Origin of the sequence: Parvimonas sp. D2 (assembly GCF_035282635.1) — a bacterium.
GTDB lineage: Bacteria > Bacillota > Clostridia > Tissierellales > Peptoniphilaceae > Parvimonas.
This window is the reverse complement of the sequence record NZ_JAYKBO010000002.1, coordinates 1-16,360: the sequence shown is the minus strand read 5'-3', so window position 1 is coordinate 16,360 and position 16,360 is coordinate 1. Positions and strand designations below refer to the sequence as shown.

Annotated in this window: 9 protein-coding genes; all 9 read right to left on the bottom strand. The window is 29.7% G+C overall.

Going from position 1 to position 16,360, the window contains the following annotated elements:
- Positions 1-30: 30 nt before the first annotated feature.
- The gene (locus tag VJI77_RS02605) at positions 31-828 is read right to left on the bottom strand and encodes a protein-ADP-ribose hydrolase (protein ID WP_323988157.1); all 798 of its coding nucleotides are present in this window, start codon (positions 826-828) and stop codon (positions 31-33) included.
- A 355-nt stretch (positions 829-1,183) separates the two neighbouring features.
- Positions 1,184-2,059, bottom strand: a complete 876-nt coding sequence (locus VJI77_RS02600; RefSeq protein ID WP_323988156.1) for an SPL family radical SAM protein — start codon at positions 2,057-2,059, stop codon at positions 1,184-1,186.
- 23 nt (positions 2,060-2,082) lie between these two features.
- Entirely contained in the window at positions 2,083-2,622 is a 540-nt protein-coding gene (locus VJI77_RS02595; RefSeq protein ID WP_323988155.1) for a ClbS/DfsB family four-helix bundle protein, read from the bottom strand.
- 11 nt (positions 2,623-2,633) lie between these two features.
- A complete protein-coding gene (locus VJI77_RS02590; protein WP_323988154.1) occupies positions 2,634-3,242 on the bottom strand; it encodes a GyrI-like domain-containing protein in 609 nt (202 codons plus the stop codon).
- A 59-nt stretch (positions 3,243-3,301) separates the two neighbouring features.
- On the bottom strand, positions 3,302-4,198 hold the full coding sequence (locus VJI77_RS02585) for a helix-turn-helix transcriptional regulator (protein WP_323988152.1): 897 nt from the start codon (positions 4,196-4,198) through the stop codon (positions 3,302-3,304).
- Between the two features lie 99 nt (positions 4,199-4,297).
- Positions 4,298-4,762, bottom strand: a complete 465-nt coding sequence (locus VJI77_RS02580; protein ID WP_323988150.1) for a hypothetical protein — start codon at positions 4,760-4,762, stop codon at positions 4,298-4,300.
- Between the two features lie 10 nt (positions 4,763-4,772).
- On the bottom strand, positions 4,773-5,579 hold the full coding sequence (locus tag VJI77_RS02575; RefSeq protein WP_323988149.1) for a class I SAM-dependent methyltransferase: 807 nt from the start codon (positions 5,577-5,579) through the stop codon (positions 4,773-4,775).
- A 213-nt stretch (positions 5,580-5,792) separates the two neighbouring features.
- Positions 5,793-10,004, bottom strand: a complete 4,212-nt coding sequence (locus VJI77_RS02570; RefSeq protein ID WP_323988148.1) for a Cna B-type domain-containing protein — start codon at positions 10,002-10,004, stop codon at positions 5,793-5,795.
- Between the two features lie 454 nt (positions 10,005-10,458).
- Positions 10,459-16,360 (bottom strand): Ig-like domain-containing protein (locus VJI77_RS02565; RefSeq protein ID WP_323988147.1); only part of this gene is annotated, 5,902 nt, incomplete at its 5' end.

Genomic DNA, 16,360 nt, shown 5'->3' with positions numbered 1-16,360 from the left:
CTCCTTTTTAAAATAGTATAATCATTAGTATTATATCATTTTTTCATAATATTTTTTATCTTCATCTTTGAAAACATTAAAAATAATTCTATCCATAGCTTTTGGATGTTTTAAAACCCATTTTTTAGTTGTATCAATTGCAATCTCTGCTGCTCTTTGTTTTGGAAATCTAAATTCACCTGTTGATATACAACAAAATGCTACACTTTTAAGTCCATTTTCCAAACACATATCCAAAGTTTTTTCGTAACATTCAGCTAATTCTTTTTCAAGCTCTTTAGTAAGCTCTCCATAAACAATTGGACCAACTATATGAATTACTTTTTTTGAAGGTAGATTATAGGCATCTGTAAGCATTGGAACAGCAGTAGGCTGTTCATAATCTTGACCATATTTTTTCTTAAGTTCCTGCATTTTTTCGTTACATTCTGCCCTTAGTTGAATTCCTGCAAAAGTATGTATTTGATTATCAATACATAGATGCATTGGAGCCCAACATCCAAGCATTATTGAATTCGCCGCATTAACTATTGTATCCACCTTAAGTCTTGTAATATCTCCTTGCCAAATGGAAAAAACATCTTTAATAATTGGAATATCCTTAAGCTCTACAATTCCCTTTTCTTCTGCACAAAGTTTTAAATATTCATCTTGAACTTTTAAAACTTCATCATCCATTTTTCTTGGCATACGGATATTCATAAGAGATCGTAAAACCACCTTTTTTTGAGTTTCACCTTCAGGAATTTCCATATTTTTATAATTATCCGAATCAGCTATAAATGCTTTTACTAAAAAATCCAACATTTGTTCTTTGTTTCTATTCATATAATCACCCTCTTTTTACTATATTACCCAAATGAAATATTTATAATTCTATTTTACATTTTAAATTAGATATATAAAATATTTTTGTAAATTTAATAGTTAAGGGGCTTTAGGAGATCTCCAGAGTCATTGTATCAAATGATACAACGACCCCGTCAGACCTACTTTTGTTTGCAAGCAAACAAAGTTAGGGCTAGATTCACTCCAGTCGAGATGACGTGTTGGGATAATTTCTCTGCATTGTGCTATGACGTGAATTATTACATTTATATTCATATTACAAATAATTTTAATTCTTATTTCAACAAAAAAAGAATACTCTAAAAAAGAATATTCTTCCATAAAATCTATTTTTTTACAAATCAAAAATACTGAGTTGTTTTGATATTTCTTTTTCTTCAAATGTATTTAAATAGTTAAAAATTTTATTATAATCATGCATAATTTTTTCGTTTTCACAGAAGTCTCGAAAAATTTTCATTAATCTATAATTATTTCTACTGTTAATAACATAAGAATTTCCAAACTCTCTAATATATTTATCTTTAAGATATGGGAAGTGTTTATCTAGTTTAGAATAAAAATATTCCCTATTTCCCTCTCGCAAGGTAAGTCCCATTCCAAAGCAGAGAATTCCTTTTACCTTTGCCTCTTTGCAATAATTTAAAATGCCAATAACATTTTCTTTTGTATCATTAATATATGGTAAAATCGGAGTCATCCATACTACCGTAGGTATTCCTGCTTTTCTTAATTTAATCAAGGTTTCAACTCTTTCCTTTGTAGTGGAAACATTTGGTTCAATTATCCTACACAATCTTTCATCATAGGTTGTGAGTGTCATTTGAACAACGCATTTCGTCTTGGAATTAATCTCTTTTAACAAATCCAAATCCCTAATTATATTTGATGACTTTGTAATGAGTGTAAGTCCAAAACCATATTTATTTATTATTTCTATTGCTTTTCTTGTATAATTCAGTTTTAATTCCTCATTAATGTAGGGGTCAGTCATTGACCCCATACCAATCATACATTTTTTTCTTTTTCTTTTAAGTCTATCTTCCAAAAGCTCTATTGAATTTTCTTTTACTTCAATATCTTCAAAACTATGATTCATCTGATAACATTTACTTCTTGAATCGCAATAAATACAACCATGTGTGCAACCACGAAATAAATTCATTCCATTTTTAGAAGATAATATTCCCTTTACTTTTACAAAATGCATCCTAATCCCTTTTCTATTTAGAATTAATTTTTACAATTTTTTTGATGTGCTTTTAACTTCTTAATCGCCCAATTATAATGGCTTGAAGTAGCACTTACAAAATATGAACCCAATGTACTTCCTCCAACCCATTTAAAAATATTTTTAGAAAACAATTCTTCATTTGAAAACTTTTCAGCCAAAGCTATAATATCATTATGAGATTTATTCAGCATTTCCGTTGCCTTTTCCAAAGGAGTATTTTGATGTTTTTTCCAAAATTCTACATTCATATCTCCATAAGTTTTCCAATTATAAGGCTTTGGTATAAACGGCTTTTCTTCGCCATTTTGATTGGAATTTACCCAATTTAAAATTAACATATGCCATTCATAAAGATGAATTAAAATATCCCTTAAATTCTTATCTCTTTTCCAATGTGCCTCTTTCTTTTTTACATCACCCGAAAAGTCAAAAGGAGTATTCAGCTCTTTTTCTGACAATTTAGAAATCAATTCAGTTAACTTTCCATAATTTTCCTTTGCACTAATAAGCAAATCTTCTTTAGTAGTTGGTCTAGCCATAATAAGCCTCCTTATTTCACATTGTATCTTAATATTGTTTTAAGTTTATCTTCCGCAGTTCGATTTTTATTATTTAAGTATATTTCTGTATGAAGTTTTTCACTTCTCTCTAAATTCATTTCATTTGCAAAATTATCCAATTTTTCAAAGGACTCAATCTCTGTATCAAAACTACCAATATGCAAAATCTGAATTGCCTTTTTACTCTCAATACAATCAAAACTTATTTCATCATATAATTCGTTTGGCTTTTTCTTTTTCACTTTTTCAAAAGCTAAGTCAAAAATTTCCTTTGTAATAAAATTAGGCTGTTTAATCATAATTGTATATTTTAGTTTGCTCTTATCAAATTCTTCATCATCTGATTTCTCCCAAATCCCCTCAAGTGGGAATACAGCAAAATCAGAGTATTCGTTTTTCTTGTCATTCATATTTTTAAAATACATCTTTATTCCATATGCAAGAGAGTACAAAGCAGAAACCCTATTGGAAAAGTCAATCTCGTTTGGATTCCCCTCTCCTTTAATCATAATATAATATGCAGTAGGAACTTCAATAAATTCTGGTTTTTGTTTAACACCATATAAATATTTTTCACTTTTCTTCCATTCGTATTTCATAGTAAACCTCCTTTGTATCTTATATATTAATTATACAAAAGATTACATGACACCTCTTGTCATATTATATATTTTTTAGACATTTTATTTATCTTATCTCTAATTTTATTTCTAATGTCTATAGGAGCTAAAACTTCTACGGATTCTCCAAAAGAGAAAATATAATTATAAAGATTATAGTCATTCGGAAGCTCTATTTCTGCATATAAATTACCTTTTTCATCTTCTTTAATATCTCTCAATTCATCATAAACCCTAAAAGCTACTTTCCTGTCAAATTTTAACTTAACACGGACAGTATCCTTATACTCCATTTCTTTTATTAGCACAACATCTTCAAAAGTATCTTCAAAATTTTCATCCAGAATTTTTAAATCCCTAATCCTTGATAATTTAAAATATCGAAATTCTTTTCGAAGTAAACAAAAGGCATAAACATACCAATCCCAGCCCTTAAATAAAAGTCTAATTGGCTTTACTTCTCTGCTTATCTCTTTTTCATTACTTGAAAAATAGTTAAAGCTAATAATATTTTTATTTATAATTGCTGATTTTATATCATTAAATAACTCGTCATATTCATTACCTCTTTGCCAATTTGTAAAATCAACTTCAATCCAATTCGTATTCTTAATTTTGAAAAAGGCAGATAATTTTGTTAAAAGTTCATTTTCGTATTGCTTGTTTATTCCCTCTAAACCTTTTAAAGCAACTAAAATCTGTTCCTGCTCTTTTTCGGAAAGCAAAGATTTTTTTAACACAAAATCATCAGCTATCTCTATTCCTCCGCCTTTTCCCTGTGTGGCATAAATTGGAATTCCAGCAGAACTAATTACATCAATATCTCGATATATTGTCCTCACTGATACTTCAAATTTTTCAGAAAGTTCATTTGCTGTAACTTTTCCTTTTTCCAAAATATAATATAAAATTCTAAATAGTCTGCTATCTCTCATTTCTTAACATCTCCTAGAAATATTATATCACAACATGACATTAATTGTCATATTATAAAAAAGTCGATGCAGTTTAAAAACCACATCGACTATTTTGTTCTAAATTTCTCTTATCATTTCTTTTGGAAAAAGATCAAAAAGTTTTTCCATAAATAATTCTAAATCTTCTATATCATTACTTTTTACAATAATACTATTATCATTACATTTAAAAATGTAACCAAAATATTTACCCTTTACAAAAAGTGAGTTAATCAGCATTGGCTCTATTTCATATATTTCAGAAAAATATACTTTCTTTTCTTTATTATTTCTTTTAAATGCAATACCGTTTTCGAAAAGAATAATCTCAGTCCATAGGTCAAATTCTGTTGGTAATATAAACTTTCTACTACTTTTTGCTATAAACAGCTCGTTTCCAAGAGTTTTACAAGAAAAATTATTTTCATTATTAAAAGTTAGCCTTTTTAAATTATATTTTTTTCTTTTTGGCGTATTAAACATTAAATATAAAAACACTAATCCAAGTAAAATTAATATCCCTAAAATAATAAACTTGTCCATAACTTCTCCATTAATTTAATTTCAAATGAATAACCTTTGTCCTATTCCACTTATCTGAAAAATACATAAATAGTTTAGTTATTATTTTTGCGTTTGAACAGATTTTCAATGCTCTAGCAAAAAAGCCTTGAACATCTATTAATTTTGTATCTGTTAGCTTTGTAAACTCAGTTACATTATCTATACTAAAATACATTTGTGCATTTACATTACCAGTTTTCTTAACATATCTATTTGCAATTTTAAGTCCTTTTGTGTTAGTTGCATCAAAGACCAACTCTCCTTTGGGAAGAAGAGATTTCATTTTTTTAACCATTTCCACAATTTTTTCTTTATTAAAATATTGATAAACTCCAGAAACTGCAATCATAGTTGGCAATTCTGTATCTATTTCTTTTATCCATTCAAGAGTAAACATATCTCCGGAAATTAGCTTTTCGTTCTCGGCATTTCCGAGAATTCTATTTCTAATTTCTATAACGCTAGGTAAATCTACCTGATAGAAATTAGCTTTTTTATTGTTAATTCTATTGTAGGCAGTCTCTAGTCCTGCACCTAAAAATACAACATTACAATTCTCATTTTCTTCAAGAAATTTAATTATCTTTTTATCTATTACATCTTGTCTACAAACACTTGCCATATGAAAATATTCACTAGCATTTTTTTCAATAAGATTTGTAGGAATATATTGCTTTAATGACAATGCTTTTTCATCATAAAAATAGTTTGGAAATTTTTCAGAAGCAAATATTCTTGCAACAAGAGGAATATATAAAGTATCTTCAACACCACTAAGTAAATTCTCCTTATTCATATTCTCTCCTTTCTAATTATCACCTTTTACTATATTTTACTACAATTTGATACTGTCTTTCAAGTAAAATTTTAAAATATAGTTTAAGTACAATTAAGTTATATTTTTGTCACAAAAAAAGAAGAAGAACATCTCCTTGATGCTCTTCTTTTAACAGTATCTCTACCTACTAAATATTTAATTATCTTTTACTATTTAAAAGAATTTCTAAAATTAATCTTCTTTTTTCTTTCTTCTAAATCCTGCAAATAAAACAGCTCCTGATAATCCAACTAAAGCAGTATATAGAACTGAAGAACTTCCTAATCCTGTTTGTGGTACTCTTGGTTTAGGTTTATTTGGTGTTCTTACATTAGTTACTACAAAACCTTCTTTTACATTTCCTGTAATAACTGTCTTATATCCATTACCAACTTCAACTTCCTTGATTGTATATTCAATTTTCTTTCCATCTTTATATTCATCAAGGTCTGTGAAACTTCCTGTCCACTTATTATCTTTAGATAATTTAAGTGTCTTTCCTGTTTCTTTTCCGTCAGCAAGTAACTTAATTGTTACACTATTAGGTCTCTTCTTATCTTGGTCATTTTTATCATCCCAAGCTTTTGTTACTTGAACAGATGTCTTTCCTGGAGTGTATGAATTCTTAACATCGTAGTCTTTAACTTCTGTAGTATATCCTTCTACCTTTTCTTCTGAAATAGTGTAGTTGATTTCTTTTCCGCCTTCATACTTGTCAAGATTTTCAAATTTCCATTTCCAACCTTCAGCTTCTGTAACTTTCTTAGAGTCTACTTTCTTTCCATTTCTTAATAGATTGATTGTAATTTCTGTAGGTCTCTTTCCATCTTGGTTATTTGCATCATCCCAAGTCTTTGAACCTTCAACAGATATTTTTTCAGTTTCTCTTGTATTAGTTACTGTAAATCCATTTTCTGCAGTTCCAGTTACAACACTTACATAGCCATCTTTAAGAGCTTCTTCCTTGATAGTATATTCGATTTTCTTTCCATCTTTATATTCATCAAGATCAGTGAAACTTCCTGTCCACTTATTTTCTTCTGATAATTTAAGTGTCTTTCCTGTTTCTTTTCCATCAGCAAGTAACTTAATTGTTACGCTTTCAGGTCTCTTTCCATCTTGGTTATCTTTATCTGCCCAAGCTTTTGTTACTTGTATAGCTGTTTTTCCTGGAGTATATGAATTCTTAACATCATATCCTTTTACTTCTGTAGTATATCCTTCTACTTTTTCTTCTGAAATAGTGTAGTTGATTTCTTTTCCGTTTTCGAATTTATCAAGATTTTCAAATTTCCATTTCCAACCTTCTGCTTCTGTAACTTTCTTAGTATCTACTACATTACCATTCTTTAATAGATTGATTGTTATTTCTTTAGGTCTCTTTCCGTCTTGGTTATTTGCATCATCCCAAGTCTTTGAACCTTCAATTTCTACTTTTTCAGTTTCTCTTGTATTAGTTACTGTAAGTCCATCTTCTGCAGTTCCAGTAACAACACTTACATATCCATTTCCAACAGTTTCTTCTTTAATTGTATAAACAATTTTCTTTCCATCTTTGTATTCGTCAAGATCTGTGAAACTTCCACTCCAATTATTTGCTTTTGTCAAAGTAAGAGTCTTATCTGTTTCAACTCCATCAGCTAATAACTTAACTGTTACACTTTCAGGTCTTACTCCATCTTGATTTTCTTTATCTGACCAAGCTTTTGTGACTTGAATACCTGTTTTTCCTGGAGTGTATGAGTTCTTAACATTATATCCAGCAACTTCTGTAGTATATCCTTCTACTTTTTCTTCTGAAATAGTGTAATTGATTTCTTGTCCATTTTCATATTTGTCAAGATTTTCAAATTTCCACTTCCAACCTTCAGCTTCTGTAACTTTCTTAGTATCTACTACAGTACCATTCTTTAATAGGTTAATTGTTATTTCTTTAGGTCTCTTTCCATCTTGATTGTTATTGTCATTCCAAGTCTTTGAGCCTTCAACTTCTACTTTTTCAGTTTGTCTTGTATTTATTACCTTAAATCCTTTTTGAGCATCGCCAATAATTTGAGTAATATATCCATTTCCAACTGGTTCTTCTTTAATTGTATAAACAATTTTCTTTCCATCTTTATATTCATCAAGATTTGTAAAGCTTCCGCTCCAGTTGTTTTCCTTTGTCAAAGTAAGAGTCTTATCTGTTTCAACTCCATCAGCTAATAACTTAATTGTTATGCTTTCAGGTCTCTTTCCATCTTGGTTTTCTTTATCTTCCCAAGCCTTTGTTACTTGAATACCTGTTTTTTCTGGAGTATAAGAGTTCTTTACATTATATCCAGCAACTTCTGTAGTATAACCTTCAACTTTTTCTTCTGAAATAGTGTAATTGATTTCTTGTCCATTTTCATATTTGTCAAGATTTTCAAATTTCCACTTCCAACCTTCTGCTTCTGTAACTTTCTTTGAATCTATCTTTGTTCCATTCTTTAATAGATTAATTGTTATTTCTTTAGGTCTCTTTCCATCTTGATTGTTATTGTCATTCCAAGTCTTTAAGCCTTCTACAGATGTCTTTTCTGTTTCTCTCTTGTTTATTACATTAAATCCTGTTTCTGAAGTTTGTGCAATAAATCCTGAATATCCATTGCCAACATCTTCTTCTTCGATTGTATAAACAATTTTCTTTCCGTCTTTGTATTCGTCAAGTCCAGTAAAGCTTCCTGTCCAATTATTTGTTTTTGTTAAAGTAAGAGTCTTATCTGTTGCAACTCCATCAGCTAATAACTTAATTGTTACACTTTCAGGTCTCTTTCCGTCTTGATTTTCTTTATCTTCCCAAGCTTTTGTTACTTGAATACTTGTCTTGCTAGGTGTGTAAGAATTCTTGATATTATGTCCATTTATTTCTGTACTATATCCATCTACTTTTTCTTCTGAAACAGTATAATTAATCTTCTTACCTGTCTTTACATTGTATTCATCAACATTTTCAAAAGTATAATTCCAGTTACCATCACCATCTGGAGTTACTTCTTTTGTTTGAACTACTTTCTTATCATCATCAAGTAAATTTACTTTGATTTTTGCAGGTCTCTTTCCGTCTTGGTTATTTGAATCATCCCAAGTCTTTTTACCAGAAATATTAATCTTAATTCTCTTATTAGAAATTGTCTTTATTGCTCCACCTTTTGGTGATACTACCAATGTAAATTCTTCTTCATTTAAAAGATATCCAGTTGGAGCTGTTTTTTCTTTTACTTTGTAAGTTCCTGAAGTAAGAGAACTAGAAGTTATAGTTCCGTCAGCACCTGTTTTTAACTCAAACTTCTTTCCATCTGGAGCAGTAACTTCGAAAACTGCATTTGCTAATTTAATTGTATTATCTTCGGCATCAACCTTGATTAATTTAATCTTATTGGCTAAATTACCTGTCCCAGAACCACCAGATTCTGCGGAAATATGAGTTCCATGTGTAGTTGTATTAACTTCACTTGAAGTGATATTTACATTATTACGAAGCGTAGTTCCTGGTGTATAAGTTGTTTTGTAAATAAGACGATATTGGTCTCCATTTACTTCACCTAAATTAATTGTAAATGTCTTTTTATCAGGAGAAAGTGTAAGTTTACCTTCCAAATTTACATTTTCATAAACTTTTGAATAATCTCCTAAACTATTATATTCAACACGAACTAGTCTGAAACTACCTGGAATATATGTTTCATCTCCAGTTCCACCAGTTAAATGGTCAGTTATAACTGCATTAGTCAAATGTGCTTTTTTGTAGTTAACTCTAACCCACCATTCTGCTTCATTTGCATTAGCTCCGGATTGCCCCCATTTAGCAAGAATTTCATCTGTTGGTAATTCTTTTGGTCCTACTACTTCGACATCAGTTTGAGTAACTTTTCCATTAACTGTAATGTCAAATTTGTTCTTTTCGTTTTTCTTAACTTGTTCCTTATCAAATAGTGCAGCTAAACGTACATTTCCTTTAACATTTTCTTTTCCATTGACCCAGTTTGTAAAAGTAACTCGAACCTTACCACCTTTATTTCCAGCTCCAGGTGTAACCTTAGCTTTTGCAATGACAGTAACTCCATCATCACCATAAATATTAAATTCTGTTGCTGTTGTATCAGAAGGAAATTTCATATTATCTGGTAATTTAATATCAAAATAATCTCCCTCTTTCAGATTTGCTCCATTTGAACTAGCGTCCCAATCCATACTTAAGTAGAATTTATCAGTAACAAATACTTTATCCGCTTTTTTTCCACTTAAATTTTGAATTTCGAACTTTTTAATTGTTGCATTTACTTCTTTTCCTTCAGCAACAACAGTTGAACTAACTACTTGAAGAATCATTCCCACAACCATTACTAATGATAAGATGGTTTTATAAATTTTTCTTCTCATATAATTTTCTCCTTTCCATAAGAAATCTAAATTAAAAAATTACTAACTTTTCAATTTACATTGCATATAAATTTAAATTTTATCTGCAATGTAAACAATAAAGAAACTCTCCAAATTGCTGAAAATTTATTAATTTAATTAAAATTTTAGTACTTTGTATTATATCACAATCAATTAAAATTGTCTATACTTCAAGTAAATTTCTGAAAACAACGACTTTTCTCTTATATTATTCAACAATTGTAGCTTTTATATATAAATTTTTAATATTTAGATTAAAATATATATTTTTTCACCTACCATTATATATAATGTCAAGTGATTTTAATAATTTAATATAAATAATCTCTATATTATATAAAAATTTAGAATAATAAATTATTATACAAAAAAAGATTGGGGTTTTAATTCCCAATCTTTTCTTTCTTTTTATCAAATATTAACTTTTAAGAAACTATTTCTTTCTCTTTCTTCTATATCTGATCTTCATTCCTCCAAGTGCCCCAGCTGATAATCCTAGTAATACTGTATATAATCCTGTATTTACTCCATATCCTGTCTTTGGTACTTGTGGTCTTGGTCTTAATGGTGTTGGATTTGTAGTTTCATTTGTTTCATAATTATTGTTTCCATCTACTACATTTGCTTTGTTTACTATCTTTTCGCCATTTACATTAGCTTTTACTTTTACCTTGAATGTAACTTCGAATGTTTCTCCATCCGCTACCTTTTCCTTAGTCCAAGTAATTTCTCCATCTTTGTAAACCCCGTTATTATCTGCAGAACCTTCTACATATGTTGTATGTTCCGGAATTCTATCCTTTATTACAACCTTTTGTTCCTTACCTGTTGTATTCTTGTAAGTAACTTTGTAAAGTAATTCTTGTCCTGCTTTTACTCCCTTACCATCAATACTTGTCTTATCGTCTTTACTATCAAAAACATCTTTTACTGGTTTTGTTGGTGTTGGGTTTGTAGTTTCATTTGTATCATAATTATTGTTTCCATCTACTACATTTGCCTTATTTAAAATCTTTTCACCATTTACATTATCATCAACTTTTACCTTGAAGCTAACTGTTAAAGTTTCTCCATCTTCTACTTCTTTAACCCACTTTATTGTTCCATCTTTTTCTTTTCCATCATTATCTGCAGAAACGAATTTTGTATGTTCTGGAATCTTGTCAGTTATTGTTACAGTTTGCTTACTTCCAGTTGTGTTCTTGTAAGTAATTTTGTAAAGTAATTCTTGACCTGCTTTTACTTCATTGCCATCAATACTTGTCTTATCATCTTTACTATCAAAAACATCTTTTACTGGTTTTGTTGATGTTGGGTTTGTTGTTTCGTTTGTATCAAAGTTGTTACTTCCATCTACTACATTTGCTTTGTTTACTATCTTTTCGCCATTTACATTTTCATCTACTTTTACTTTGAAAGTAACTTCGAATGTTTCTCCATTAGCTACTTTTTCTTTAGTCCAAGTGATTTCTCCATCTTTGTAAACTCCGTTATTATCTGCTGAACCTTCTACATAAGTTGTATGTTCTGGAATTCTATCCTTTATCACAACTTTTTGGTCTTTTCCTGTAGTATTTGTATAAGTAACTTTATAAAGTAATTCTTGGCCTGCTTTTACTACTTGTCCATCAATACTTACACGATCATTTTGTGGTTCAAATACATCCTTTACTGGCTTTGTAGGTGTTGGATTTGTTGTTTCATTTGTATCAAAGTTGTTATTTCCATCAACTACATTTGCCTTATTAAGAATCTTTTCACCATTTACATTGTCATTTACTTTTACTTTGAAAGTAACTTCAAATGTTTCACCATCAGCTACTTTTTCCTTAGTCCAAGTAATTGTTCCATCTTTATATACACCATCATTATCTGCAGAAACAAATGTTGTATGTTCTGGAATCTTATCAGTTATTGTTACTTTTTGTTCCTTACCTGTAGTATTTTTGTAAGTAATCTTATAAAGTAATTCTTGGCCTGCTTTTACTTCATTACTATCGATACTTGTTTTGTTATCGCTAGGTGCAAAAACATCTTTTACTGGCTTTGTAGATGTTGGGTTTGTTGTTTCGTTTGTATCAAACTTATTATTTCCATCAACTACATTTGCTTTGTTAAGAATCTTTTCACCACTTACATTATCTTTTACTTTTACTTTAAATGTAACTTCGAATGTTTCTCCATTAGCTACTTTTTCTTTAGTCCAAGTAATTGTTCCATCTTTGAAACTTCCGTTATTATCTGCAGAACCTTCTACATAAGTTGTATGTTCTGGAATCTTATCAGTTATTGTTACATCTTGTTCCTTACCTGTAGTATTTGTATAAGTAATCTTGTAAAGTAGTTCTTGTCCTACTTTTACTTCTTTACCATCGATACTAGTTTTGTTATCACTAGGAGCAAAAACATCTTTTACCGGCTTTGTAGGTGTTGGGTTTGTTGTTTCGTTTGTATCAAACTTATTATTTCCATCAACTACATTTGCTTTGTTAAGAATCTTTTCACCATTTACATTATCATTTACTTTTACTTTGAATGTAACTGTTAGAGAAGCCCCATTTTCAACTTCCTTAACCCACGTAATAGTTCCACCATTTTCTGTTCCATCATTATCTGCAGAAACGAATGTTGTATGTTCTGGAGTTTTATCAGTTATTGTTACTGTTTGTTTCTTTCCAGTAGTGTTTGTATAAGTAATCTTGTAAAGTAGTTCTTGGCCTGCTTTTACTTCATTACCATCTATACTAGTTTTATTGTCACTAGGGCTAACTACATCTTTTACTGGCTTTGTAGGTGTTGGATTTGTTGTTTCATTTGTATCATAATCATTATTTCCATCAACTACATTTGCCTTATTTAAAATCTTTTCTCCATTTACATTGTCATTTACTTTAACTTTGAAAGTAACTTCGAATGTTTCGCCATTAGCTACTTTTTCCTTAGTCCAAGTGATTGTTCCGTCTTTATATACACCATCATTATCTGCAGAAACAAATGTTGTATGTTCTGGGATTTTATCCTTAATTACAACCTTTTGTTCATTACCAGTAGTATTTTTATAAGTAATTTTATAAAGTAGTTCTTGACCTGCTTTTACTTCATTACCATCGATACTAGTTTTGTTATCACTAGGAGCAAAAACATCTTTTACTGGCTTTGTAGGTGTTGGGTTAGTTGTTTCGTTTGTATCATAACTATTGTTTCCATCAACTACATTTGCTTTGTTAAGAATCTTTTCACCATTTACATTGTCTTTTACTTTTACTTTAAATGTAACTGTTAAAGAATCTCCATTTTCAACATCTTTAACCCACTTAATAGTTCCAGCATTTTCTTTTCCATCATTATCTGCAGAAACGAATGTTGTATGTTCTGGAATCTTATCAGTTATTGTTACTGTTTGTTTCTTTCCAGTAGTATTTGTATAAGTAATTTTATAAAGTAGTTCTTGGCCTGCTTTTACTTCATTACCATCAATACTTGTTTTATCATCACTAGGGCTAACTACATCTTTTACTGGCTTTGTAGGTGTTGGATTTGTTGTTTCATTTGTATCATAATCATTATTTCCATCAACTACATTTGCCTTATTTAAAATCTTTTCACCATTTACATTATCATTTACTTTTACTTTAAATGTAACTTCAAATGTTTCTCCATCAGCTACTTTTTCTTTAGTCCAAGTAATTTTTCCATCCTTGAAACTTCCGTTATTATCTGCTGAACCTTCTACATAAGTTGTATGTTCTGGAATCTTATCAGTTATTGTTACTGTTTGTTCATTACCAGTAGTATTCTTGTAAGTAACTTTGTAAAGTAGTTCTTGGCCTGCTTTTACTTGGTTACCATCGATACTTGTCTTATTATCACTAGGTGCAAAAACATCTTTTACTGGTTTTGTTGATGTTGGATTTGTTGTTTCGTTTGTATCAAACTTATTATTTCCATCAACTACATTTGCCTTATTTACTATCTTTTCACCATTTACATCAGCTTTTACTTTTACTTTAAATGTAACTTCGAATGTTTCTCCGTTAGCTACTTTTTCTTTAGTCCAAGTAATTGTTCCATCTTTGAAACTTCCGTTATTATCTGCAGAATTTTTTACATAAGTTGTATGTTCTGGTATCTTATCAGTTATTGTTACTTTTTGTTCCTTACCTGTAGTATTTGTATAAGTAACTTTATAAAGTAACTCTTGTTCACCTTTTACAACTTGTCCATCAATACTGATACGATCGTTTTGTGGTTCAAAAACATCTTTTACTGGTTTTGTAGCTGTTGGGTTTGTAGTTTCGTTTGTATCAAACTTATTATTTCCATCAACTACATTTGCTTTGTTAAGAATCTTTTCACCACTTACATTATCATCAACTTTTACTTTAAATGTAACTTCGAATGTTTCACCATCTGCTACTTTTTCTTTAGTCCAAGTAATTGTTCCATCTTTGAAAACTCCATTATTATCTGCTGAGTTTTCTACATATGTTGTATGTTCTGGAATCTTATCAGTTATTGTTACTGTTTGTTCTTTTCCAGTAGTATTCTTGTAAGTAACTTTGTAAAGTAGTTCTTGCCCTGCTTTTACTTCATTACCATCGATACTAGTTTTGTTATCACTAGGAGCGAAAACATCTTTTACTGGTTTTGTAGATGTTGGGTTTGTAGTTTCGTTTGTATCAAAGTTGTTATTTCCATCAACTACATTTGCTTTGTTAAGAATCTTTTCACCACTTACATTATCTTTTACTTTTACTTTGAAAGTAACTTCGAATGTTTCGCCATTAGCTACTTTTTCTTTAGTCCAAGTAATTGTTCCATCTTTGAAAACTCCATTATTATCTGCTGAGTTTTCTACATAAGTTGTATGTTCTGGAATCTTATCAGTTATTGTTACATCTTGTTCCTTACCTGTAGTATTCTTGTAAGTAACTTTGTAAAGTAATTCTTGGCCTGCTTTTACTTCTTTACCATCGATACTAGTTTTGTTATCACTAGGAGCAAAAACATCTTTTACCGGCTTTGTAGGTGTTGGGTTTGTTGTTTCGTTTGTATCGTAACTATTATTTCCATCAACTACATTTGCTTTGTTTAAAATCTTTTCGCCATTTACATTATCTTTTACTTTTACTTTGAAAGTAACTGTTAGAGAAGCCCCATTTTCAACTTCCTTAACCCACGTAATAGTTCCACCATTTTCTGTTCCATCATTATCTGCAGAAACAAATGTTGTGTGTTCTGGAGTTTTATCAGTTATTGTTACTGTTTGTTTCTTTCCAGTAGTATTTGTATAAGTAATTTTGTAAAGTAATTCTTGGCCTGCTTTTACTTCTTTACCATCAATACTTGTTTTATCGTCTTTACTATCAAATACATCTTTTACCGGCTTTGTAGGTGTTGGATTTGTTGTTTCATTTGTATCATAACTATTATTTCCATCAACTACATTTGCCTTATTTAAAATCTTTTCTCCATTTACATTATCATCAACTTTTACTTTGAAAGTAACTGTTAGAGAATCTCCATTTTCAACATCTTTAACCCACGTAATAGTTCCGCCATTTTCTGTTCCATCATTATCTGCAGAAACAAATGTTGTGTGTTTTGGAGTTTTATCAGTTATTGTTACTGTTTGTTTTTTTCCAGTTGTATTCTTGTAAGTAATTTTATAAAGTAGTTCTTGACCTGCTTTTACTTCTTTACCATCTATACTTGCACTGTCCTCTTTGCTATCAAAAACATCTTTAACTGGTTTTGTAGGTGTTGGATTTGTTGTTTCGTTTGTATCGTAACTATTCTTTCCTTCAACTACATTAGCTTTATTAAGAATCTTTTCGCCATTTACATTGTCATCAACTTTTACTTTAAATGTAACTTCGAATGTTTCGCCATTAGCTACTTTTTCTTTAGTCCAAGTGATTTCTCCGTCTTTGAAAACACCATTATTTGTAGCTGATCCCTTTACAAATGTTGTATGTTCTGGAATCTTATCCTTAATTACAACATTTTGTTCTTTTCCAGTAGTATTCTTGTAAGTAACCTTATAAAGTAATTCTTGTCCTGCTTTTACTTCGTTACCATCGATACTTGCTTTATTGTCTTTGCTATCAAAAACATCTTTTACTGGCTTTGTTGATGTTGGGTTTGTTGTTTCGTTTGTGACAAAACTGTTTTTTCCTTCAAGAACATTTGCCTTATTTAAAATCTTTTCTCCACTTACATTGTCATCAACTTTTACTCTAAATGTAACTACAAATGTTTCACCATTAGCTACTTTTTCTTTAGTCCAAGTAATTTCTCTGTCTTTGTAAACACCGTTATTATCAGCAGAGTCT